At 71.3% G+C, this 22,981-nt stretch carries 19 protein-coding genes; 14 read left to right on the top strand and 5 right to left on the bottom strand.

Annotated elements, in window-relative coordinates; translation table 11 throughout:
• Positions 1-45: 45 nt before the first annotated feature.
• From AB0K36_RS14190 to AB0K36_RS14180, 3 genes are all read right to left on the bottom strand, one after another.
• Complete coding sequence (locus tag AB0K36_RS14190) at positions 46-1,020, bottom strand: alpha/beta fold hydrolase (RefSeq protein ID WP_364592992.1); 975 nt, start codon at positions 1,018-1,020, stop codon at positions 46-48.
• A 276-nt stretch (positions 1,021-1,296) separates the two neighbouring features.
• Positions 1,297-3,555: an FG-GAP-like repeat-containing protein gene (locus tag AB0K36_RS14185; RefSeq protein WP_364592989.1), complete on the bottom strand. Its 2,259-nt coding sequence runs from the start codon at positions 3,553-3,555 to the stop codon at positions 1,297-1,299.
• 225 nt (positions 3,556-3,780) lie between these two features.
• Positions 3,781-4,353: a GNAT family N-acetyltransferase gene (locus AB0K36_RS14180; protein ID WP_364592986.1), complete on the bottom strand. Its 573-nt coding sequence runs from the start codon at positions 4,351-4,353 to the stop codon at positions 3,781-3,783.
• 218 nt (positions 4,354-4,571) lie between these two features.
• On the opposite strand from AB0K36_RS14180, the gene AB0K36_RS14175 reads away from it, so the two are divergent.
• From AB0K36_RS14175 to AB0K36_RS14130, 10 genes are all read left to right on the top strand, one after another.
• On the top strand, positions 4,572-4,763 hold the full coding sequence (locus AB0K36_RS14175; protein WP_364592983.1) for a hypothetical protein: 192 nt from the start codon (positions 4,572-4,574) through the stop codon (positions 4,761-4,763).
• A complete protein-coding gene (locus tag AB0K36_RS14170; protein ID WP_364592980.1) occupies positions 4,760-4,924 on the top strand; it encodes a hypothetical protein in 165 nt (54 codons plus the stop codon). Before AB0K36_RS14175 ends, AB0K36_RS14170 begins: the two co-directional genes overlap by 4 nt.
• Positions 4,925-5,014: 90 nt before the next feature.
• Positions 5,015-5,848: a HalD/BesD family halogenase gene (locus tag AB0K36_RS14165; RefSeq protein ID WP_189470556.1), complete on the top strand. Its 834-nt coding sequence runs from the start codon at positions 5,015-5,017 to the stop codon at positions 5,846-5,848.
• A 14-nt stretch (positions 5,849-5,862) separates the two neighbouring features.
• On the top strand, positions 5,863-7,185 hold the full coding sequence (locus tag AB0K36_RS14160; protein WP_364592978.1) for a hypothetical protein: 1,323 nt from the start codon (positions 5,863-5,865) through the stop codon (positions 7,183-7,185).
• Complete coding sequence (locus tag AB0K36_RS14155) at positions 7,185-8,390, top strand: ATP-grasp domain-containing protein (protein ID WP_364592976.1); 1,206 nt, start codon at positions 7,185-7,187, stop codon at positions 8,388-8,390. The genes AB0K36_RS14160 and AB0K36_RS14155 overlap by 1 nt, the downstream gene beginning before the upstream one ends.
• Complete coding sequence (locus AB0K36_RS14150; RefSeq protein ID WP_364592974.1) at positions 8,387-9,640, top strand: ATP-grasp domain-containing protein; 1,254 nt, start codon at positions 8,387-8,389, stop codon at positions 9,638-9,640. Before AB0K36_RS14155 ends, AB0K36_RS14150 begins: the two co-directional genes overlap by 4 nt.
• Before the next feature lie 68 nt (positions 9,641-9,708).
• Positions 9,709-10,938 (top strand): MFS transporter, encoded by a 1,230-nt coding sequence (locus AB0K36_RS14145; RefSeq protein WP_364592973.1) that lies wholly within the window; start codon positions 9,709-9,711, stop codon positions 10,936-10,938.
• On the top strand, positions 10,935-12,518 hold the full coding sequence (locus tag AB0K36_RS14140) for a peptide ABC transporter substrate-binding protein (RefSeq protein WP_364592970.1): 1,584 nt from the start codon (positions 10,935-10,937) through the stop codon (positions 12,516-12,518). Before AB0K36_RS14145 ends, AB0K36_RS14140 begins: the two co-directional genes overlap by 4 nt.
• Entirely contained in the window at positions 12,515-13,855 is a 1,341-nt protein-coding gene (locus tag AB0K36_RS14135) for a cation:proton antiporter (RefSeq protein WP_364592967.1), read from the top strand. Before AB0K36_RS14140 ends, AB0K36_RS14135 begins: the two co-directional genes overlap by 4 nt.
• Before the next feature lie 13 nt (positions 13,856-13,868).
• Complete coding sequence (locus AB0K36_RS14130) at positions 13,869-14,657, top strand: AAC(3) family N-acetyltransferase (protein WP_364592964.1); 789 nt, start codon at positions 13,869-13,871, stop codon at positions 14,655-14,657.
• A 124-nt stretch (positions 14,658-14,781) separates the two neighbouring features.
• Here the strand turns inward: AB0K36_RS14130 and AB0K36_RS14125 are convergent, their stop codons facing one another.
• Positions 14,782-16,323: an MFS transporter gene (locus AB0K36_RS14125; protein WP_364592961.1), complete on the bottom strand. Its 1,542-nt coding sequence runs from the start codon at positions 16,321-16,323 to the stop codon at positions 14,782-14,784.
• Complete coding sequence (locus AB0K36_RS14120; RefSeq protein WP_189470540.1) at positions 16,320-16,727, bottom strand: DUF3291 domain-containing protein; 408 nt, start codon at positions 16,725-16,727, stop codon at positions 16,320-16,322. The genes AB0K36_RS14125 and AB0K36_RS14120 overlap by 4 nt, the downstream gene beginning before the upstream one ends.
• Positions 16,728-17,133: 406 nt before the next feature.
• Here AB0K36_RS14120 and AB0K36_RS14115 point away from each other — a divergent pair, with 406 nt between their 5' ends.
• The 4 genes from AB0K36_RS14115 to AB0K36_RS14100 all read left to right on the top strand — a co-directional run.
• On the top strand, positions 17,134-18,417 hold the full coding sequence (locus AB0K36_RS14115; RefSeq protein ID WP_189470538.1) for an NAD(P)/FAD-dependent oxidoreductase: 1,284 nt from the start codon (positions 17,134-17,136) through the stop codon (positions 18,415-18,417).
• Between the two features lie 14 nt (positions 18,418-18,431).
• Positions 18,432-18,698, top strand: a complete 267-nt coding sequence (locus AB0K36_RS14110; protein ID WP_005314310.1) for an acyl carrier protein — start codon at positions 18,432-18,434, stop codon at positions 18,696-18,698.
• A complete protein-coding gene (locus AB0K36_RS14105) occupies positions 18,682-19,578 on the top strand; it encodes a thioesterase domain-containing protein (RefSeq protein WP_364592956.1) in 897 nt (298 codons plus the stop codon). Before AB0K36_RS14110 ends, AB0K36_RS14105 begins: the two co-directional genes overlap by 17 nt.
• A 54-nt stretch (positions 19,579-19,632) precedes the next feature.
• Positions 19,633-22,981, top strand: a 3,349-nt coding sequence (locus tag AB0K36_RS14100; protein WP_364592953.1) for a beta-ketoacyl synthase N-terminal-like domain-containing protein, incomplete at its 3' end; no start/stop codon positions are given.

Raw genomic sequence — 22,981 nt, 5'->3', positions numbered from 1 at the left:
GGACTTCCGTCCCGCACCGACGGCAGGGTGTCCGGAAGAAGCGCTTCAGGTCGCACAGACCGGCTCACGCGCCGGAGCGATGCTCGGTGACACCTGCTCGACGCTGCGGCAGTACGGCAGTCCGTGCAGCGGCTCGCCGGCGAGGAAGCGGGTGATCAAGTCGGCGACTTCCGCCGTCCGTTCCAGGATGAGCATGTGGTCGGCGTCGCGGATCTCCGCATGCCAGCTGTCGGCACACGCCGCCGCCATCCGGCGGCACAGCTCCGGAGTGGTGAAAGAGTCGTACTCGCCGGCCACGGTCAGGACCGGTGCACGAGGCGGCCGGCTGGTGTCGAGGGCCTGATGGGTGAGCAGGCGCAGGGTGTTGGTACGCATCTGGTGCGCCTCCGCCTCGGAGAGGTTGGTGATGCGGCGCAGCAGCAGTCTGCGGACGCGGGCGCCGTTGGGGATGTCTGCGAGGCGTTCCGGCGTCATGAGGAGGTCGAGCGTCGTGTGCGCGTAGGTCTCCATGTCTCCGGCGGTCAGGTGCTCCAGAGTGCGGAGCATCGCGGTCTGTGCGTGGTCCGGGATGGCCGTCATCGTGCCGACCAGGACCACGCGCCCGATCCGGTCCGGGTGGCGCCGGGCCATCTCGTAGGCGATGGCGCTTCCGTAGGAGCCGGCGAGCACGTTCACCTGCCCGGCACCGCACTCGTCGAGCATGTGGGAGATGGCGTCGGCGAGGAAGTCGACGCCGTAGGTTTCGGGCAGCGGGTCGGCCGCCCCCCAGCCGGGTGGGTCGACGGTGAACACGTCCATGCTCCCGAGGAACACCTCCTCGCAGCGTCCCCAGGATTCCTTGCGCTGGAACGCCCCGCCGATGAGCAGCACGGGTGGGAAGCGGGGGGCGAGCGCGCGGACCTCACGTGATTCGCAGTAGAAGCCCTTCCAGCGGTGGGCCAGCACAAGTGCTTCGCCCGGCGGCGGAGCGGTCCGGGCGGTCAGGGGCGGCGTTTTGACGGGCGTCTCAGGGTCGGTCACGCGAGGCAGAACGATCTTCGGGGCCTGCGGTCACACGGTTGACCCCAGGTGCTCCGGTCGGCCTTCTGTCCGGTCGGTCCCGCGGTCTCGGTCGTGGTCCCGTTCGCCGTCGTCTCCGACGTGGTCCGACCGCGATGCCGGACCGGGTTTCCGGTGTCGGCGGACACGCCGCCGAGTCGACCCCGCCCGTGACGTAGCGCCGGGCTCTACAGCGCTACGGCGCTACGTCAAGGGCGTCGGGTTGTGCGGCAGTTCGTCAGGCGACCGGCCGCCTCGTCAGATGACGGACGTGTGCGTCAGGGCGGCGTCGGGCAGGCTGGTCGCCTCCCGGGACCTGAACGGGGTGGTCGAGCTTCCCGTGCCCTTGTACAGGTACGTGCCGGTGGAGCCGTACGCGAACAGGTCGGGGCGCCCGTCGCGGTTCGCGTCCCCGACGCCGACGAGGTGCTTGTACGTGTTCCAGCCGCCGCCGATCTTCACGCGGCCGGAGAAGGTGCCGTCGCCCCGGCCCTGGTAGAGCCACAGGACGCCGGAGGTGTCGCGGGCGACGAGGTCTCCGGCGGCGCCGCCGGCGATGTTGCCGGTGGCCTCGATGGTGTTGAACTGCTGCCAGCCGCTGAGGCCGATCTTCTTCCGGGCGGCGAAGGGCGCGCTCGTGCCACCGGTCGCCTTGTAGAGCCACAGCGCGCCGGCGGCGTCGGTGGCCACGAGGTCGGGCCTGCCGTCGCCGGTGAGGTCGGAGCCCGCGGCGATCCTGTTGTAGATCTGCCACCCGCCGCCGATCTTCGTGCGCGTGGCGAAGGTGCCGTCGCCCCTGCCGAGGTAGAGCCACAGGACGCCGGAGGTGTCGCGCGCGACGATGTCCCCGGCAGCGTCGCCGGCCAGGTTGCCGGCGGCCTCGATCCGGTTGTGCATGTTCCAGCCGCTGCCGATGACCTTCTGCTCCGCTGCCGACAGCTGGCCGTTCTCGTTGATCCACGGGTTGTAGTAGCTGTCGGAACGCAGCAACCGGCCGGCGCTGTCACGCAGGAGCAGGTCCGGGGAGCCGTTGTCGTTGTAGTCGTGCGGGGCGGCCTTGCGCGTGACGGTGAACGTGCCGGTCTGCTTCAGCTCCGGCCCGATGCCGTTGAGGGGCTTGGCACTGATCTCCCAGGTGTAGTCGCCGTTGTAGGCGCTCTCGGAAAGGGAGCTGTCGTTGTTGAGGTCGCCCAGCCAGTCGTAGCGCACGACCGCGTTCTCCGGCTGGATGAAGCCCGCGACCGAGGCCCTGCCAGTCCGTATGTGCCGCAGGGTGACGGTGGCCGTCGCGTTGTACCGCGACAGCGTCCACTCGAGCGGCACCCGGCCGCCGTTCCGGTCGAGGTCGATCACGGCGGGGACCTTGCTGCCCAGCAGGGCGACCTTGGTGGACTCCCCGCTGCTCGCGACGAGCGGGGCCGTCGGGGCGGCGCCGTCGGCCCCGGGGGCGATCCGGTAGAGGCCTTCGCCGCCCGCGACCGTGCCACCGCGCACGACCTGGGTGCCGTCGGGTGCGGCCGCGGCCGTGAGGGTGTGGTCCAGGAGCTTGTGGGCGGTGGTCCCGTCCTCGAGGCTGCGCGCGGTGAGGGCGTGCAGGGGATCCCCGGTGATGTCGGTGAGGCCGCTGCGCGTCCCGTACGTCACCCACCCGCCGACCAGGCCGACCTCGACGTCGCGCCGCCACGCGTTGCCGACCGTGAACCTCTGGGCGGCCTTGGTGGCGCGGTCGACGACCACGATGGTGACGTCGGCGTCCGCGTCGTACTCGACCCGGGCGAGGTGCGTCGCCGAGACGGCGATGTCGCTCCTGGCGGAGTCCCCGGGCAGTTCGTACGTCTCCGTCACGGCGTTGGCGGCGAGGTCGAGCATGGCCACGTACTTCTTGGCCGTCGTGCCCGTGCCGGTGGAGTAGGTCAGCAGAGCGTGTGCCGCCGTGCCGGCCTTGACGATGACGTTCGTGGCGTCCGCCGGAAGACCGGTCGTCGTCCTGGCCGACCCGCTCGTCGGGGTGTGCATCTGGAGAAGCCTGTCCCCGTCCACGTTGAGCGTGGTGGTGAACAGGGCCTTGCCGGCGGCCCCCGCATACGCGGTGTCACCGCTGACGGTGATCGAGCGCAGGTCGTCTCCGGTCGCCATGTCGGTGAGCCTGGCACCGGAAGCCCAGCCGAAGGCCACGATGTCTCCGGAGCCGGTGCTCTCGATCCTTGAGACCCAGCCGATGTCCGTCGCGGGGGAGCCGTCCGCCGGGACCCAGTGCGCGGAATAGGTGGGGCCGCCTTCGTCCATGGGCGGCACCTCGGTGGAGGTCAGGAAGCCCGTGGCCGTCGCGCCGAAGATGGTGCTCTTGGCCGGGAACGGGACGACGCCCGCCGTGGACGCCGCCGCCGCCCCTGTTGCGCCCTCGGCGGCCGGGACGGCGATCGCCGGAACGGTCAGCGCGCTCGCGCCGACGGTGACGGCGAGCACGGTGACGACGGCGGCGGCGAGCCGTCGGCGTGCGGGACGTGCGTGGATCAAGGTGTGTTCCTCCAGAGACCAGGCGCAACACGTGTTGCGCCTGGTCCGACTGTTGATCACGGAAGAAGGTTGCACGCGATTTCGTCGCGTCGGCACCTTGAGCGGTCGCCGGCCGGCCGCGGTCGCGGGGCGGCCCGCAGTGCTCGGCCTTCAGGCGCCCCCGTTTCTGTGGTGCCGAGCGGTGCCGGTGCCTGTGCCGGTGTGCCGGTGTGCCGATGGCAGAGGTCAGCGCAGGTCGAGGCGCATCAGGATCCGGGGGTGCCCGGCCAGCACGGAGGTGGTGTCGGCGGCCTTGGTGAAGCCGGCACGCTCGAAGTTCTTCCGGATCCCGGCGTACGCCATCGTCAGGTCGACCTTGGCGCCGCCGTTGTCGAGGGGGTACGCCTCGACCGCCGGGGCGCCGTGGGCGCGGGCGAATTCGACGGCACCGGCGATGAGGGCGTGCGAGATCCCCTGCTTGCGGTGACCGGGGCGCACACGGACGCACCACAGCGACCAGACCGGCAGGTCGTCGACGTGCGGGATCTTGCGGTTGCGCGCGAAGGACGTGTCCGAGCGCGGTGCCACGGCCGCCCAGCCGACCGGTTCGTCGCCGTCGTAGGCGAGCACGCCCGGAGGGGGACCGGTGCGGCACAGCTCGGCGACGTACTCGCCGCGGGCCGGGCCGCGGAGCTCGTTGTTGAGCTTGGACGGGATCCGGTAGCTCAGGCACCAGCAGACGTTCGCGCCGGGTGACTTCGGACCGAGCAGGGTCCGGACATCCTCGAAGACCGAAGCAGGGCGAACGTCGATGGTCATGGCACCACGATGTCACGGCGCGCCCGGCGACGCCGCTCGATTCCCGGCGGAGGATTCGCATCCGCCGGATTTCACCGGAACCGGGTGCTGTCCTGTTGATGCCTGGCCGATTGTGGTCCCCGGATCCCCCTTTTTGTCGATGGTGGCCCGACCGCATGATTTACCCGTCGTTGCGAAAAGACCGTCGAGTGACGAAAACCGATGGCACAGGAGGTGCCATGAGCGGTACTTCGTTCTATGGATTCCAGGAGCGCCAGGACGGCACGGTCCTTGTGACATGGGGATGCCGTCCGGTTCTGTCCGTGCGCAGACCTGCCGAGATCAGCCGGCTCAGCAGCGAGCTGAGCCAAGGTGACGTCCAGGAAGTGCTGGCCCGCTGGGCCGGCCGGGCCTCGAAGGAAATGGTGTGAGCGACGAGCGCATTACCCCTCCTGATCAGGGCCCGGCGCGGTCGTCCGCGCTCGAGCAGTACGAGATCGATCTGTCGAGAATTCACGCGCACGACCCCGACCACGCGTATTCGGGCAATGACGCCCGGGGCGCCGAAGATCCAGCGATGCGGGGGCTTTGAGCAGCATTCGCTGTGAAAGCCCGCGTACCGGTTTCTCTTTTCGGCAATTCCTCCCTGCACCAACACACATCTGGCACAAGGAGAATGCTCATGACGATCGAAGCCGTATCCCCCGCCATGACCATGCGCGATGCCGCCGCCGCGCTGCTCGCCCACGGGAACGTCCCCGGCCCCCACGTCGACACCGACGAGGTCGCCCGCATCGACCGGATGATCGCCCGGCACCGGCTCACCCTCGACGAGAAGCTGACGGCCGCCAAGCGGCAGTACTCGGCCGAGCACTACGCCCGCACCACGGCGCTGCTGCCGGCCGAGCTGATCTCCGAGCTGCGGGCGGAGGCGCGCCGGCTGGCGGACCTCAACACCCGGCGGATCGACATCACCGTCCCCGTCACCGGTGACACCCCCCGCAGGCTGGGCAGCCTGCCCAACTCGCTGTTCCAGGAGCAGAGCAAGCTGTTCACGGCGCTGTACAACTCGGTCGAGTTCCGCTCCGTGCTCTCCACGGTGGTCGGGACGCCGGTCCTCGACGCCTCCTTCGAGGACGAGAAGATCACCGGCACCCACCAGAGCCGCGTGGGCGACACGCACGGATGGCACTGGGGCGACCACGAGTTCGCCTTCATCTTCATCGCCGAGGCTCCCTCCATCGAGCACGGCGGCATGCTCCAGGCCGTGCCGCACACCGTCTGGGACAAGAAGAACCCGGCCGTGCACGAGAACCTCGCGGGCGGCACCATCCGCACCTATCACCACGAGGCCGGTGAGTCGTACGTCTTCAAGACGGACACCACCCTGCACCGCACCGTCCCGATCCAGACCGAGGGTGTGGAGCGGATCATCGTCAACCTGACCCTCGCCAGCCTCAAGGACTGGCTGGAGGAGAAGTCCTACGAGACGACCAACGCCGTCTACACGGACTGAGGAGGGGATCGGGCATGACAACGATCCTCTTCGCCAAGGAGAGCGACTGCGAGGAGAACCCGGGCGGGCACGACCTGCGCGCCACCCTGGTTCCCCAGGACGTACGCCGTTACGTCGACCGCGGGTTCGACGTCGTCATCCAGCAGAGCCTGGGCGAGGGCATCGGCTACCTGGACCGCCAGTACGAGCTGGAGGGGGCACGGGTCGAGCCCTACCCCTCCTGCTACGGCGGCAAGGACCTCGTGGTCAAGCTCAAGGGGCCGTCGGCCGCCGAGGTGGCGTGGCTGTCCTACGGGACCACGCTGTTCTCCATGGGGCACCTGTACTGCTTCCCGGAGCGGGAGCGCCTGCTGCGGGACAAGGGAGTCCGGCTCGTCGGCATGGAGACGGTGACCGACCCGCAGGAGCCGTCGGACGGGTACCTGGCCGGCATCGCCGCGGGGTCCGGGGTGGACGCGGGCGCCCTGGGGCCCGAACCGGAGGTCATGCTCGACCCGTCGGCGCCGCAGGAGTACGTCAACGGCCTGCTGCGGGCGCTGATGCGCTACGGGCGCAAGCCGGTCCGGGTCCGCTGCACCGACACGGCGGGCGCGGAGCAGTCCCGGGCGGCCGTCTCCGGATCGGCCGTGCTGACCGTCGGCGACGGGGTCACCGACCTCGTGCCGGCGGTGGGCGCCCCGTACCGACTTGGCGAAGGGGATCTTCCCGCCGGCCGTGACGGTCTGCTGGCCGAGGAGCGCGGCAAGCCCGTGCGCGCCATCGGCCAGATCCGGGAGGTCGGCATCGGGGGGACCAAGTACGGCCTGGACCTCTACCGTTCCCGGAACGCCGGGCGGACCCCCGAGGTCATCGTCCTGGGCTACGGCAACTGCTCCATGGGCGCCTTCGAGCATCTCCGCGACCGGCGTGTCGAGTTCACCGTGCTGGGCAGGCCCCAGACGACGCCCGACGAGCTGCCGGGTCGGCTGGCTTCGGCACAGCTGATCGTCAACGGGGCGGAGACGCCGGGCGAGACGGAGTACATCATCACCCGGCGGAACGCCGAGCGGGACGTCCCCGTCGGAGCCGTCGTCATCGACCTCATCGGCGGCTCTCCGGCTCTGCGCTCCCCGGTGGAGTCCTTCGAGTGGACGACCTTCCTGCCGGACATCCACTTCGAGGAGCACGGCCGCTTCTTCGCGGGCCTGTGGGGCTGGGACATGTACTACTCGATGCACGACACGGCCCTGGAGTACAGCCGCCGCATCGCCAAGGTCCTCACCGGTGACGACCGGTATGCCAAGTCGCTCGACGACTTCGTCTCCGACTACGCCTACGCGCTGCAGTTGGGGGGCTGATGGCGACCGGGATCGCGCTCTGCCGGCACCCGCTCACACAGTTCGGGTACGAGCGGCTCGCCGGCCGGGTGGACATGAGGCTGTTGTGCCACCCGGAGAAGAGCCTCGCCTCCGTCACCACGGGAGGCGTCGCCCCGGAGCGGGTGACCGTGTACGAGGACTACGACGTCAACAGCCTGGTGGAGTACGACGCGGCACGCATCGTCGAGGAACAGGGCTGTGCCGGGGTGATCGCCCTGTCCGAGGTGGACATCATGCGTGCCGCGTTGCTCCGGGAGCGCTACGGCATCGCCGGCCTGTGGCCGGCGGCCGCCCGGCTGTTCCGCGACAAGGCCGCGATGAAGGACCGCCTGGCGGACGCCGGGGTGAGCGTGCCCCGGTACCGAACGGTGGAGACAGGTCTCGACCTGCTGTCCGCGGCACGGGACTTCGGCTTCCCCTTCGTGGTCAAACCCCGCCTCGGCGGGGGCTCGGTGGGCACGCGCGTGGTGCGGGACGAGACCGCGTTGCGCGCGCTGCTGGCCGGAGGGCTGCGGCACGCCTTCTACACCCCGGCGCACATGGAGGCGGAGGAGTTCGTCGACGGGGAGCTGTGCCATGTGGACGGCCTGGTCCTGGACGGCAGGGTCTTTCTCCAGACGGTCAGCCGCTACCGCAGCGACATCCTGGAGTTCGGCGCACCGCTGTCCACGGCGATGATCGATCCGGACTCCCCGCGCGCGGTGGAGCTCCGTGGCTTCACAGGGCGGGTGCTCGACGTGCTCGGCCTGCTGGGCGGCGGCGCGCACTCCTACTTCCACTGCGAGGTGTTCGTGACCTCGCGGGGCCCGGTGCTCTGCGAGGTCGCCGCCCGGCCGGGCGGCCTGGGCATCGTCGACCAGGTGGACGCCTACTTCGGCGTCAGCACGTTCGATCTGCTCCTGGACGCGACCTTCGGCAAGGCGCCCGAGGGCCCGGCCCCCGAGGGCAGCGGCGTGACGGGCTGGGTCGGCATTCCCAAGTCCTTCGATCCGGCGCTGGTCCGTTCCTGTGTCCCCGAACCGCACAGGGCTCTCGAGCGGGTGCACCGGCGGTCCGCCGGCACCCGTCAGATCTCCTCGGTCGACCTCGACGGCTTCCTCGTCGTCCGCGGTGGTACCGCGGACGAGCTGGAGCTGCTCCTGAGTCGGGCCGTGTCCCGAATCGCTTTGGAGGTGGCTCCGTGAGCCGCGACACCGTTCTCGTCCTGACGGGCTTCGATCTGCACGCCCTGCCCGTGGTGCGCTGGCTCGCGGACCGGTTCCGCGTGGTCCTGATCGCCTCGCGCAACGCCACGAACCAGAAGCACTACAAGGCCTTCGTCGAGAGCGCCGCCCTCGCGGAGGAGTGGATCTGGGTCGACGACCTGTTCGGCGACTGGACCACGGTGCGCCAGGCGGAGCAATGGCACGCGCGGTACGGCGTGCGGCACGTCGTGTGTCTGGACGAGCGCGGCCTGATCGTCGCCGCCAGGCTGCGCGGACTGCTCGGCGTGACGACCGGTCAGGACGTGTGCTCCGCCGAGGCGTTCCGGCTGAAGCACCGGATGTACGAGCTGCTCCAGGGTGCCGTGGACGTGCCGTCCTTCGCCGTCGCGGCCGACGGCTTCGAGGTGCGGGAGGCCGTCCGCTCGCTGGGCACACCGGTGGTGGTGAAGCCTGTCGACGGGGCGGGCTCGAAGGACACCGTGGTGCTCCGGGACGACACGGCCCTGGACGACTGGCTCGGCACGCACCCTGTGACGCTGGGCGCCCCGGTGCTGGTCCAGGAGTTCGCGGCCGGCGACATGTACCACGTGGACGGTCTGACCATCGGGAACGAGGCGTACGGCATCACCGTCTCCCGGTACGGCGGCAGCACCCTCGGCTATCAGCAGGCACGTCCGCTGACCTCGGCGATGGTGCCCCCGTCCGCCCCGGCCCACGGACTGCTCACCGAGGCCGTCCGCACCGTGCTGGCGACGCTCCCGGACACCGGGGGCAGCCCGTTCCACGCGGAGTTCTTCCTCGAGGAGAACGGTCGGGTCCGGTTCTGCGAGATCGCCGCTCGCGGCGGCGGCGCCGGTGTCGGCCCCTGCTGGAAGCTCGCCTACGGGGCCGACATGTTCCGCGCCCACGCCCTGATGCAGTGCGGTCTCGCCGACGAGGTCCTGCCGGAGCTCCCCGCGCAGCCGGCGGGCCGGTACGGCTGGTACCTGGAGTCCTCGCCCGAGGGCAGGCTCCTCGGGCTCCCGGACCGGTGCGACCTGCCCGGTGTGCTCGAGTACGACGTCACGGGCCGGATGGGGCAGCCGCACGGCGGCGCCACGTCGAGCATCGACGCGATCCAGCAGTTCGTCGTCGGTTTCCAGGGCGACGAGGACGAGAGCAAGACCTTCGACGAGCTGTCCCGCTGGTGCGCCCAGCACCGGCTGCTCGTTCCTGTCACCGCCGTCTGACGTCCACGACCCGGCGGTGCCCAAGACGTCCGCGACGACCGACCGTACCCGCGCAGAAAGGCTCCGACATGACCCAGGCCGCGGACACCGCGCGCGCACCGTCACCCCGCGGGGCGGTCGCCGCCTACTACAGCTCCGCCGTCGCGATCCGCACGGCGGACGCCGGCTCGGCCGCGGCCGTCGTGCTGCTCGCGCAGAAGTCCGACGGAGTGGCGGCGTCGGCGCTGCTGGCGGCGTGCATCACCGTGCCCCACATGTTCGGGCCGCTGTCCGCGCGGGTGATGTCGCTGGTGAGGTCGCCGCGCGTGGCGCTCGCGGGCTCCTTCGCCCTCTTCGCCGTACTCTTCGGCGCCGCGGGGCTGCTCATCCAGCGGGGCGATGTGGTCCTGGCCGCCTGTGCCCTGGCCGTCGCCGGTTTTCTGGGGCCCATCTTCACGGGCGGGCTGAGCAGTTGGCTCGGCAGCCTCGTACCCGAGACGCGGGCGGCGCAGCGCCGGGCACAGTCGGGGGACTCGCTCACCTACGCGATCAGCAGCAGCGTGGGGAACTCCGTCGTCGGAGCCGTGGCCACCGCCGTCTCCGCGCAGGCCACCGTCGGAGTGCTCTGCGCACTGGCCGCGGGGGCTGCCCTGCTCGTCACCCGGCTGCCGCTGGAACCCGCGCCCGCCGCGGACCGCGCCGGCACGTCGATCGCGAAGGTCCTCGGGACCATCGCGCGTACCAAGGACCTGCGCGACATCACGATCATCACGTACGGCAACGCGTTCGGGCTGGGGAGTCTCCTCGTCCTCGCGACCACGTTCGCCCGCAGCGAGGGGCTGCCGGGATCGGTGGGGCCGCTGCTGATCGCGGCAACAGGTGTGGGCGCGCTGCTGACCGCGCTGTACTTCGTCGTCCGCCCGCTCGCCTGGGACGTGATGCGCACCGCCCGCTTCTGCGCCGTGGTCAGCGGCGTCTTCATCGCCGCCGTTCCCTTCGCCGGGGTGTGGGGCGCGGTGGTGGCGTTCCTCGCCGTCGGCGCATGCCAGTCCGTTCTCAACACCGTCTCGTTCGCGGTCCGCAGGGACGCGTCTCCCGAACACCTGCGGGCCTCCGTCTTCGTCACGATGGCGGGAGTGAAGATCGCGGTGTCCGCGCTGGGGCTGGGCCTGGCCGGCCTGGTCCCCGTGGAAGGGGTGCACCTCGGGTTCGTGCTGGCCGGCCTCGCCAGCCTGGCCGCCGGCCTGGCGCCCCGTCTGCGGGCGGAGCGCCGCACGGATGTGGCCGAGCCGCCCGCGCAGAAGGCGACGACGCGATGAGCCCCCGCCTGATCAGGGTCAACGGCGGACGCCCCCAGCGGCCGCTGGTGCCCACGGACACCATCGAAGGGTACGGAAACCGCATCCTGGATCTGCTGTTCACCGGCCTGTACGTGTACACGGTGGACGGCGTCCCGGTGCCCGCGATGCTGGAGTCCCTCAGGCGGCACGACGGGCGCACCTGGACCGTCGCCCTGCGGCCGGGCTGGACCTTCTCCGACGGCAGCGCGGTGACCGCCCACGACTACGTCCGGACCTGGAATTACGGTGCCGACCCGGCCAACCGGCAGGCCCAGAGGTCCGTCTTCGCGCCCATCGACGGCTACGTCCCGGACGGGGACGGCTCCTGCCCGCGGCTGAGCGGGCTCACCGTGCTGGACGACCTGACCTTCACCGTCCGGCTCCGTGAACCCGACCGGGACTTCCTGCTCTCGCTCGGCTTCACCCCGTTCGCCCCGCTGCCTCCGGTCTTCTTCGAGTCGGGGCCCGAGGAGTTCGGGAGGAACCCGGTGGGCAACGGGCCGTACCGTCCGGCGCCGGGCAGCCGGACGGACGGCGACCGGTACGACCTCGTCCCGCGCGAGGGACATCAGGGCCCCCGCCGGGCACGCAACGCGGGCCTGTCGTTCGTCTTCTACGAGGATCTGGAACGCGCCTACGAGGACCTGCTCGCCGGCCGCCTCGACATCCTCGACAGCATCCCCGACAGCCGGATCGCCGATTACCGGACGGAGCTCGACCGTGCCGTCGACCGCCCCGTCGCCCTGAACAAGGCGCTGGCCGTGCCGTATTCGCTGCCGCGGTTCAGCGGGGCGGAAGGCGCTCTGCGCCGGGCGGCGCTGTCCCGTGCTCTCGACCGGGACCGGGTCGTCCAGCGCGTCTTCCGGGGCACCAAACGCGCGGCCGAGGACTTCACCGCCCACACCCTCCCCGGCTTCCGGTCCGGCCTTCCCGGCTCGGAGGCGCTGGTCCACGATCCGGCCGCGGCACGGGAGCTCTGGGCGCGTGCCGACGCTGTAGCCCCTTGGGAAGGCCCCTTCCGGATCACCTGCAACGCGGACGGCGGTCACGAGGACTGGCTGCGCGAGGTGACCGAACAGTGGCGTACGACCCTCGGCATCGACATCGAGCTGATCACGCTGCCGACCTTCAAGGACGTCCGGGACGCGGTGTCGTCCGGAACCCTGCGCACCGCGTTCCGCACCGGCTGGCGAGGCGACTACCCGTCGCTGCTGTCCTTCCTCCAGGCCCAGTTCGCGAGTGGATCGGCGGCCAACGAGACGGGCTACCGGAGCCGTGAGTTCGAGGACGCCCTGGCCGCTGCCCGGCGGGCGGCGGACGACGCCGAGGCACAAGGCTGGGCGGCACGGGCGCAGGCCGTGCTCTTCGCGGACCTGCCGGTGATCCCGCTCTGGGACTGCGTCAACGCCGCCGGGCTCGGTGCCGGCGTCGACGCGCGCTTCAGCTGGAACGGGCTTCCGGACTACACGGACGCCACCCTCGCACGGCCGGATCCTCCTGCCGCCCCGGAGCCTGAGCCGGCTGCCGCCCGTCTCACACTCCGAGAAGGAAGACCATGACCCACGCCACGCCCGCGATCGCCCAGACCATCGCGGCCCTGTCGATCATCCTTGTGCTCGGGGCGCTGCTGCGGCCCGTCATGCAGCGACTTCGCCAACCCGCGGTCACGGCCGAGATCCTGGTCGGCATCGCACTCGGCCCCAGCCTGCTGGGGCTCCTCCCGGGCGATCTGCCGGGCCTGCTCTTTCCCGACGAGACACGGGCGGCCCTCACCGCCATCGCGCAGGTCGGGATCCTGCTGTTCATGTTCCTGATCGGCTGGGACATCGATCTCGGCAGGTTACGGCGCAGCGGAGGGACCGTCGCGGCCCTGTCGGTGGCGAGTATCGCGGTGCCCTTCGCCACCGGAGGACTGCTCGCGCTCTGGCTCCACGGATCCCATTCCTCTGCGGGCGGGCAGCCCGTGGACCGGACCACGTTCGTCCTGTTCGTCGGCACGGCCATGGCGATCACCGCCTTCCCCGTACTGGCCCGGATCGTGTCCGACAACCGGCTCGGCGGGACGACGGTCGGATTCCTGGCCGTGGCCGCGGCGGCGGTCGGCGACATCCTCGCCTGGTGCATGCTCGTCGCCGTGTCCGTCATGGCGGTCTCCGGCGGCTACTCGCAGCTGCTGTCGGTCGCGGGGTGGTCCGCCGTCGCCGTCCTCGTCCTGGCCCTGGTTGTCAGGCCGGTCCTGCGCCGCGTGCTGGAACGGGCGGCGCGGGCGGGAAGGCTGACGACGGTGGGGCTTCCCGTGGTCGCCGCCGGAGTGTTCGCCGCCGCCTGGACGGCGCAGTGGATCGGACTCGAGACGATCTTCGGAGCCTTCGCGTTCGGCCTGGCCATGCCGCGCACCGTGCGTCCCGCGGTGAAGGAAGCACTCGAGGTGCCCTTCCAGCACGTCAGCGGCCTGCTGTTGCCCGTCTTCTTCATCGCCACGGGTCTGACGGTCGACGTCGCGGGACTGGGCGGCGCGGGGCTGGCGGAGTTCCTGGCCGTTCTGGCGGTGGCGTGCGCCGGCAAACTCGCCGGCACGATGGCGGTGGCGCGTGCCCGGGGGCTGGGCTGGCGGGACAGCACGGTGCTCGGGTTCCTCATGAACACCCGTGGGCTGACCGAGCTGATCATCCTCAACGCGGGGCTCAGCATGGGCATACTCGACACCCGGATGTTCACGATGATGGTCTGCATGGCCGTCGTGACCACCGGAATGGCCGGGCTCGTGCTGCCCCGGCCGGGAACGCGCCGCACGACGACGCCCGCCTCGGCGGGCGAAGGCTCACCGGACGTCCCGGTACCGGGCGCCGGGACCTCCGCGCGGCAGGGCGCAAAGCCGGTGGCGACTCCCCAGTGAAGGAGCCCGCGCGATGCGGAAACTCGACGAACGCCTGCTCGTGGACGAGTTCAGGGCACTCGGTGTGCGGCGCGGGACGGTGGTCGTCGTCCATGCCTCGCTGTCCCGGCTCGGGCATGTCGAGGGCGGGGCGCCGGCCGTGGTCGCGGCGCTGAGATCGGCGCTGGGCCCCGAGGGGACGCTCGCCGTACCGGCGTTCACGCCGTCGGTCGCCGACCCGTGCCCCGACGCCGCGCACCTCGACGCCGAGGCGGCAGCGGCCCGTGAACGGGTTCCGCTGTTCCGTCCCGGCATGCCGACGGAGATGGGCGCGATTCCGAACGCGGTCCTGGCCCTTCCCGGGCGACTGCGCAGCGCGCACCCGCAGGTGTCCGTCGCCGCGATCGGACCGGACGCGGAGCGCGTCACGGCAGTGCAGACGCTGGGTCACGCGGTGGGCGGGTCGTCCCCGTTCGCCGCGCTCCTGGCGCTCGACGCCCGGATCCTGCTGCTGGGAGTGGGGCACAACCGCAACTCCTTCCTCCACCATGCGGAGGGCCTGGTCCCCGGGCACCGCCGCAAGCGACGCCGCTTCCCGTATCTCGTGGACGGGGAGCGGGTGTGGGTGGAGACCGAGGACGTCGGGGACGACAACGGCCGCTTCTTCCCGGCCGTCGGCGCCGCGTACGAGGACCTGTACGAAGGGCGGCCCGGTGAGGAGGTGCGGAGGAGGACGATCGGGGCGGCGGAGTGCCGGCTCCTGCCGAGCGTCCCGTTCGTCGAGTTCGCCCGCCGCCGTCTTGGGGAGCTGCTCGCCTCCTGAACCCAAGGCGACGTGGACCCGGCAAGCACCCCGAACCAGCAGCGCGCCCGGTGCGATCGGCACCGGGCGCGGCTGCTGGTGGACGGCCCTTCCCGGCGGCCGTCCGAACCCAAGGGGCGAAGCGCTATTTCTTCCCCGGCGTCGCGCGGGTGAGGAACACGAGGGACAGCAGCAGGGCCATGAACGACACCCCTGCCACGACCCACAGTCCGGTATGGATGCCCGCGGTGAACGACGCGTTGACGGCCTCGGTCACCTCGGCCGTGGAACGGCCGTCGCCGTTGCCGCCGCTGCGGGCGACGTCGACGACCGCGGCGGCCATGTCCGGCGGCACCTGGGCCGCCGCCAGCTCGTCCGGCAGCGTACCGACGAAGCGCATGGCCAGTACGGCGCCGAGGACGGACGTCGCCAGGACGGAGCCGACCTGCCGGAACGCGGTCACGGCGTTGGACGCGGAGCCCATCTGCGCCGGCTCCACGACGGCGAACGCGGCGGCCGTCGAGGGCGCCACCACCAGTCCGCTGCCGAGGCCCAGCAGCGTCAGGCCGAGGGCCGTGACCCCGTACGCGCTGTCCGGCCGCTGTCCGACGAGCACGACCGCGGCCACACCGGCCACCAGGGAACCGGCGGCCAGCAGCCGTCCCGGGCCCACCTTCGCGGCGATGCGCTGCGCCACCAGCGTGGCCAGGACGAACGAGACCATCGCGGGCAGCAGCTGGACACCGGTGTCCAGCGGCTCCGCCCCTTGGACCCGCTGGAGGAACAGCACTTCGAGGAAGACGACGCCGACGAAGGTGAACAGCGCGCTCGCCGCCACGACCAGCGTCGCCGACACCCGCACGGAGCCCATCATCCGCACGTCCAGCATGGGCATGGCCGCGCGCCGTTCCACCAGTACCAGCGCGGTCAGCGACACCACGGCGACCAGGAGGGCGGCCATCACCGACGGGTCGTCGTACCCCGTCCGGCCGCCGACCGCGATCCCGTACACGAGTGTGCCGAGGCCCACCACGGACAGGCACTGGCCCCAGAGGTCCAGCGGCCGGTCCGGCACGGAGGACTCCTTCACCGCGTACAGCGTGACGGCCACGGTGACCACGGCGACCGGCGTGTTCACCAGGTAGACCGCCGGCCAGTCGAAGAGATTCAGCAGCGCCCCGCCCAGCAGCGGGCCGACGGCCAGCCCGATCCCGGACACCGACACCCAGATGGTGATGTAGCGCAGCATGCGCGGCAGGTCGACGAAGAACGTCGTGGTGATGATGGCCAGCGACGTCGGCAGCACCAGGGCGCCGCCGACGCCGCTGATCGCGCGCCCGACGAGAACCTGCGGATAGCCGCTCGCGCTCGCCACCACCAGGGAACCGGCCGCCAGGGCGACCACACCGATGACGAACACGCGACGCCTGCCGAAACGCTCACCCAGCGCACCGCCGGACAGCACGCAGGCGGCCACGACCAGGGTGTACATGCTGGACACCCAGCTCAGGTCGGCCGGGGCGACCTGCATGTCGACCTGCAGCGCGCGCAGCGTCGAGATCGCCGCCGTCACCTCGATGAACGACATGAACAGGCCGAGGCAGGCGGCCGCCAGCACCCACCTGCCGTGTTCGATGACCGGCTTCGGCGGCGCGGCGGAGGACAACTCGCCGGTCGGAGCACTCACTTGGCCGCCCCTTTACGGGCCAGTCGTGCGATGGCGTCGTCCCAGTCGGCGGGCAGGCTGTCCTGGCCGGCCGGGTAGAAGACGAACACCGAGTGGTCCATCACCTTGCGCAGCCTGGCGACGATCCGGGCGTGCGGGTCGGAACGCGAGAAGGTGTCCAGTGACTCCTGGCTGTCCCACGCCGACAGCGTCCAGAAGGTCTTCTTCAGCGGCTCGGCGCGCAGCGAGGCGCCGACCACACCCGGTGCCGAGCGCACCTGCTTCCAGATCACCAGAGACAGCAGGAAGAAACGCGGGACGCTCAGCAGGGACTTCACTTGGAGCTTGGACGCCATAACCACTGCCTCGCCCGAGTCGGCGGGCCTGTCGGCGGCGGCCCCGGGCATCCAGGGAATGGTGGGCATGGAGGCTCTCTCCTCTTCGACATGGAACAGGCGGGGACGGCAGGCGGAGCCCGTCTCATCCACATGAGTCCCCCGGGGAGCTCTTCCGGACAACCTTCGCGCGTGAACTTCCGGGAACGGGCAGGGTTGGCCTGATCACGCCCGCGAGCCCCCGACCGTACGGATCCGGACACCGGTCACCGGCCCCATCGGCCATCCCGATGGGGCGAGGAGCATCCGTGATGCGGTGATTGACCCTCGTCCGAGCACCGCCCTACGGTCCTTCCACGCCCGACCCGACACCGCCGTTCGCACGGGTCGGTGAGCGAATTCACGCCTTCAGAGGTGTCAGCCCTCTGCGTTCCAGCCGCTGTCGCGCAAAGCGACCGGTTCTTCGCGTACCGCTCGAGCCGAAGGGCTTCCCGCCATGACCACCCGAGTCGCTGTCGTCGGTGCCGGCATCTCCGGACTCTCCGCCGCCTACCACCTGCCCGACGACGTCGAAGTCACCGTGTACGAGAAGGAGGACCGGCCCGGCGGCCACGCGCTGACCGTCGAAGTCGACGAGGACGGCCGCACGCTGGGCATCGACACCGCCTTCGTGGTCTTCAACAGCCGCACCTATCCCCAGCTGACCGCCTTCTTCCAGGAGCTGGGCGTCACCGCCCTCGACCACACGGGCGGCTTCGACTTCTTCGACCTCGACCGGGGTCTCGACTACGGGACGGCCGAGTTCGAACTCACGGAGGAGGAGATAGCCCGGTCCTATCCGGCCGACTTCCTGACGCTGTGGAGGGACGCCGAGCGTTTCCACCGGGAGGCGCCACGCGACTTCCTGCGCAAGCGCACCGACATGGCGCTGGGCGAGTACCTGGAGCGCGGCGGGTACTCCGACGCCTTCAAGTACGGCTATGTGGTGCTCCTGGCCACGGCGGTCTGGTCGGTGCCGGCCGAGCTCATCTGGGAGATGCCCGCCACCACGGTCATCGCCTTCTTCATGTCGCACGACCCGGGCGGCCTCGGCGGACGTTCCGTCGCCTGGAAGACCGTCGCCGGCGGCAGCATCGAATACGTGCGCCGCCTCGTCACCGCCGTCAACGGCAAGGTGCGCACCTCCAGTCCGGTCACCCGGGTCCGCGAGGAGGCCGACGGGGTCGTCGTCGGGACCGCCGACGGCGAGGAGCGCTACGACTACGCGGTGCTCGCCTCGCACGCCGACCAGACGCTGTCCGTACTCGAAGCGCCGTCCGCCCTCCAGGCCGACATCCTGGGCAAGGTCCGGTACAGCTCCACCAGCGCCGTACTGCACACCGACCCCTCCAGCATGCCGCCGGACCGCTCCCGCTGGCAGAGCTGGAACTACGGGCTCAAGACGGTCGACGGCCGCACCCGTACCTGGGTGGCGTACTACATGAACTCCCTCCAGGGCTTCACCGCGCGCAACGACTACTTCGTCACGCTCGACTCCCCGATCGCCCCGCGCGACGAACTGGTCATCCGGGAGCTGCCCTTCACCCACCCCGTCATCGACCTGGACGTACGCGCCATGCAGCGCGGCATCTACGCGGTCAACGACGGCGGCCGGGTCAAGCTCGCCGGCTCCTACTTCCACTCCCCGAAGATCGGCCACGACCTGATCGGCTCCCACGAGGCCGGATACGTCTCCGGGCTCAAGGCCGCCGAGTCCATCGCCCGCGACATCAAGAAGTGAGAAGAGGTACTCCCATGCAGCGTGTCACCGCTGAAGAGGCACAGTCCTGGCTGGTCGAGAAGCTCGCGATCCGGCTCGAGGTCGAACCCTCCGAGATCGACGTCGACCGCTACTTCGACGAGTTCGACCTCGATTCCACCGAGGCCCTGATCCTCGCCGGCGAGCTCGAGAAGTGGCTCGGCTTCGAACTCGAGGCGACCGCGCTCTGGTACCACCCGACGATCGCCGCGCTGTCGGAGCACATCGCCGAGGAGAACGCCCGCCATGCCACCGCGGCCTGACGCGCCGCGTCCGGTCCTGCGCACGCTGCGCGCACCGGACGGCCCGGCGGCCCACCGGGTCTGCGCCGTGCATCCGGGCGCGCTCGCGTCCGGCGAATGGTCGGCCGTCGCCGGGCGGCTCCCCGAGGACACCGCCTTCGACCTCCTGGACCTCGGCAATGTGCCCGAGTTCCTCGCCGCGGCCCTCGACGCCCGGGCACCGGTCGTCCCGGTCACCGACCTGGCGGCCCGCTGCCTGGACGAGCTCGCCGCGGCGGGCGCCGTCGCGGAGCCGTTCACCCTGGTCGGCTGGTCGTTCGGCGGCGTCGTCGCCTTCGAGATGGCGGCCCGTCTCGACGCGGCCGGGAAGGGCGCGGCCGTGCGGGACCTCGTCCTGCTCGACAGCATCGCCCCCGTCCCCGCCTTCAAGCGGACCGACGAGCTCATGGAACCGGCGATGCTGCTCGACTGGTTCGCCATGTACCTCGCCGCCAAACGCGGCCGCCCCCTCACCCCCGGCCTCACCGCGGACGAGCGCCGGCGCCTCGCCGCCCCCGAGGACGGTCTGCCCCAGGTGCTGGAGGCGGCCGTCGCCCAGGGAGTCCTGCCGCCCGGCACCGAGCTTGCCGGACTGCGGAAGCTGTACGCCGCGTACCAGGGCGGCCTCTCCCGCAACAACCGGAGCACCGCCCCCTACGGACCGGCGCCGCTCGACAGGGCCCTGACCCTCGTCAAACCGGCCGGCTCCCTGCTGCCCGCCAGTGGCGACCTGGGCTGGAGCGGGCTCAGCGGCCTGCCCGTACGACAGGTGGACGTCCCCGGCGACCACTACACGATGCTTCGGGACCCCGAGGCCGTCGGCGTGCTCTCCGGCCTGCTGGCCGGCTCGGCCGTCGCTTGAACACACCGTGATCCGTGCCCTGCACACCCGGCGCACAAGACCGAGAGGACCGTCGTGCATCACTCACGTCTGGCCGACACACCCATCGCCATCGTCGGGTTGGCCGGCCTGTTCCCCCAGTCGCGCGACCTGCGCGAATTCTGGCGCAACATCGTGGACGCCAAGGACTGCATAGAGGACGTCCCGTCGAGCCACTGGAACACCGACGACTACTACGACCCCGACCCCGCCGCCGAGGACAGGACCTACGCCCGGCGAGGCGGCTTCCTGCCGGAGATCGCCTTCAACCCCATGGAGTTCGGCCTCCCGCCGAACACCCTCGAGGTCACCGACATCCTCCAGCTGCTGTCGCTGACCGTCGCCCGCGACGTGCTGCGCGACGCGGGCACCGAGGGCTCCACCTGGTACGACCCCACGCGCACCGGTGTCATCCTCGGCGTCACGGGCGCCAACTCGCTCACCCAGCCGCTCTCCGCGCGCCTGCAGACTCCGGTCCTCAAAGAGGTCGTGCGCAGCGTCGGGCTCAGTGAGGCCCAGGCCGAGGAGGTCGCAGCCCGCTTCAAGAAGGCGTACATCCCCTGGGAGGAGAACTCCTTCCCCGGGATGCTGGGCAACGTCGTCGCCGGACGCATAGCCAACCGCTTCGACCTCGGCGGCACCAACTGCACCGTGGACGCCGCCTGCGCCAGCTCCCTGGCCGCGGTCAAGCTCGCCGTCAGCGAGCTGATCGAGGGCCGCGCCGACATGATGATCACCGGCGGCTGCGACGCCGAGAACACGATCCTCATGTACATGTGCTTCAGCAAGACCCCGGCGTTCTCCAAGAGCCAGGTCATCCGGCCCTTCGACCGCTCCGCCGACGGGACGCTGATCGGCGAGGGCATCGGCATGCTGGCCCTCAAGCGGCTGGCCGACGCCGAGCGCGACGGGGACCGGATCTACTCCGTGCTCCGCGGCATCGGCACCTCCAGCGACGGCCGCTTCAAGAGCATCTACGCCCCGCGCGCCGAGGGCCAGCAGCTCGCCCTGCGCAGGGCCTACGAGGACGCCGCCGTCACGCCCGGCTCCGTGGAGCTCTTCGAGGCGCACGGCACCGGCACCGCCGTCGGCGACCACACCGAACTGTCCGCGCTCGGCTCCTTCGTCATGGAGGGGCAGGACGAGCGCGGCTACGCCGCCATCGGCAGCGTCAAGTCCCAGATCGGGCACACCAAGGCCGCCGCCGGCGCGGCCGGCCTCATCAAGCTGTCGCTCGCCCTGCACCAGAAGGTCCTGCCGCCCACCATCAACGTCGAGGAGCCCAGCGAGGCCGTCGACCCGGCGAGCACCCCCTTCTACGTCAGCGGCGAGGCCCGCCCCTGGGTCGCCGACCCCGGCCGGGACAAGCGCCGCGCCGCGGTCTCGTCCTTCGGCTTCGGCGGCACCAACTTCCACATGGTCCTCGAGGAGCACGGGACCGACGTGCCCGCCGTGCTCGGACCCGTCGCCCGTACCGGCATCTGGCACGCCGCCGACCCCGAGTCGCTCGCCCGCCGCCTGGAGGAGGGCGCGGCCCCGGACCCCGCAGGCTGGATGCCGTCGGGCGACGCCCGGCTCGGCATCGTGGCCCGCTCGGACGCCGAGTTCGAGGAACTGCGCGCCACGGCGGCGCAGTTGCTGCGTTCCAAGCCCGGGGCCCCGTCGTGGCAGCACCCCAAGGGGATCACCTACCGCCGCTCCGCGCTGCCCGCCGGAACGAAGACCGCGGCCGTCTTCGCGGGCCAGGGCAGCCAGTACGTCGGCATGGGCCGCCGCGCGGCGCTCGCGCTGCCGCCCGTCCTCGCCGCGTACGACAGGGCCAACCGGCTCAGCGACGGCACCGAGACCCTCGGCCGGGTCGTGTTCCCCCCGCCCGCCTTCGACGACGGGACCCGCGCGGCCCAGGAGGCGGCGCTGCGGCGGACACAGTTCGCACAGCCCGCGATCGGAGCGCTGTCGGCAGGCCAGTTCGCCTGGTTCCGCGAGCTCGGCTTCAGCCCCGACGGGGCGATCGGCCACTCCTTCGGCGAACTGACCGCCCTGTGGGCGGCCGGGGCCCTGGACGACGCCGCCTTCATGGAGCTCGCCCGTGCCCGCGGACTGGCCATGGCCCCGCCGGCGGATCGCTCCGGCACCGACCACGACCCCGGTGCGATGGCCGCGGTGCGGGGCGAACTCGACGCGGTGACCGCCGCCCTCACGCGGTACCGCGACGTGACCGTCTGCAACATCAACGCCCCGGGCCAGATCGTCGTCGGCGGCCCCACCGCCGAGATCGACCGGCTCGTGGCCGATCAGGCCGGCGGCAGCCTCCCCGCGAAGCGGCTCCCCGTCTCGGCGGCGTTCCACACCCGTTTCGTCGCCCACGCCGCCGACGCGTTCCGCGAGGCCGTCGGGCGCGTCGAGGTTGCCGCGCCCCGCATACCCGTGTACGCCGACGCGCCGGGCGCCTCCTACGGGAACGACACCGCCGCCAACGGCCGCACCCTCGTCGACCAGCTGCTCAAGCCGGTCGACTTCGCCACCCGCATCGAGGAGATGTACGCGGACGGCTACCGCGTCTTCGTCGAGTTCGGCCCCAAGCGGGTGCTGTCGGACCTCGTGGACCGCATCCTCGAAGGCCGCGAGGACGTCGTGACCGTCGCCGTCGACGGCGGCCCCGCCAAGGACGGCGAGATCGCCGCCAAGCGTGCCGCGCTCGAGCTCACGATCCTCGGCCTGCCGGTCGCCGGCATCGACGACCACACGGCACCGGTGCCGGCCGAACCGGCACGCAAGGGCATGGCGATTCCGCTGCGCGGCGTCAACTACGTGAGCGACGCGCGGCGTTCCGCCTACGCGCAGGCGCTGGCCGAGCCGGTGCCAGGGGCGTCGGCGGAACAGGTTCCGGCGGCCGCGGAGGTGCCGACCGGCCTGGACGAGGTCGTGCGCGAAGGGCTCGGCCTCCAGGCCGAGATCCTCGACACCCACCTGGAGACCGTCCGCCGGACGGTCCGCTCGCTGGAGGAGTCCGTCCGCTCGGGCAGCGCCGCCGACGCGGATGCCGCGCTGCGCCTGATCGAGCAGCACAGCACGTCGATCACGGCGGGCCACGAGCGGGCGACGCGCCTGCTGATCGACGCGCTGCGGGAGGGGACGCCGGCGGCGGAGACCGCGCCGGCTGCGGAGCCGCCGTCCGAGCCGGTGGTGGTTGTTGCCGAGGCGGCTGCTGTTGTCGAGCCTGTTCCGGCTCCGGCTCCGGCTCCCGTTTCCGCGTCTGCGCCTGCTGCGCCTGCTGTGCCTGATGGTGCGGTGTTGGGTGCGTTGGTGGAGGTGGTGGCGGAGAAGACGGGTTATCCGGCGGAGATGTTGGAGCCGGGTATGGATCTTGAGGCGGATCTGGGGA

It is taken from the genome of Streptomyces kurssanovii (assembly GCF_040677245.1).
GTDB classification, from domain to species: domain Bacteria; phylum Actinomycetota; class Actinomycetes; order Streptomycetales; family Streptomycetaceae; genus Streptomyces; species Streptomyces kurssanovii.
Note: the sequence above shows the minus strand (reverse complement) of the source record. Positions and strands in the feature narration are given on the sequence as shown.

Excerpts from the sequence above, each read along its gene's own strand:
- AB0K36_RS14165 (WP_189470556.1), top strand. The coding sequence starts at position 5,015 with ATGACGATCGAAGCCGTATCCCCCGCCATGACCATGCGCGATGCCGCC.
- AB0K36_RS14135 (WP_364592967.1), top strand. The coding sequence starts at position 12,515 with ATGACCCACGCCACGCCCGCGATCGCCCAGACCATCGCGGCCCTGTCG.
- AB0K36_RS14180 (WP_364592986.1), bottom strand. The coding sequence starts at position 4,353 with ATGACCATCGACGTTCGCCCTGCTTCGGTCTTCGAGGATGTCCGGACC.
- AB0K36_RS14110 (WP_005314310.1), top strand. The coding sequence starts at position 18,432 with ATGCAGCGTGTCACCGCTGAAGAGGCACAGTCCTGGCTGGTCGAGAAG.
- AB0K36_RS14105 (WP_364592956.1), top strand. The coding sequence starts at position 18,682 with ATGCCACCGCGGCCTGACGCGCCGCGTCCGGTCCTGCGCACGCTGCGC.
- AB0K36_RS14160 (WP_364592978.1), top strand. The coding sequence starts at position 5,863 with ATGACAACGATCCTCTTCGCCAAGGAGAGCGACTGCGAGGAGAACCCG.
- AB0K36_RS14130 (WP_364592964.1), top strand. The coding sequence starts at position 13,869 with ATGCGGAAACTCGACGAACGCCTGCTCGTGGACGAGTTCAGGGCACTC.
- AB0K36_RS14140 (WP_364592970.1), top strand. The coding sequence starts at position 10,935 with ATGAGCCCCCGCCTGATCAGGGTCAACGGCGGACGCCCCCAGCGGCCG.
- AB0K36_RS14175 (WP_364592983.1), top strand. The coding sequence starts at position 4,572 with ATGAGCGGTACTTCGTTCTATGGATTCCAGGAGCGCCAGGACGGCACG.
- AB0K36_RS14115 (WP_189470538.1), top strand. The coding sequence starts at position 17,134 with ATGACCACCCGAGTCGCTGTCGTCGGTGCCGGCATCTCCGGACTCTCC.
- AB0K36_RS14145 (WP_364592973.1), top strand. The coding sequence starts at position 9,709 with ATGACCCAGGCCGCGGACACCGCGCGCGCACCGTCACCCCGCGGGGCG.
- AB0K36_RS14120 (WP_189470540.1), bottom strand. The coding sequence starts at position 16,727 with ATGCCCACCATTCCCTGGATGCCCGGGGCCGCCGCCGACAGGCCCGCC.
- AB0K36_RS14155 (WP_364592976.1), top strand. The coding sequence starts at position 7,185 with ATGGCGACCGGGATCGCGCTCTGCCGGCACCCGCTCACACAGTTCGGG.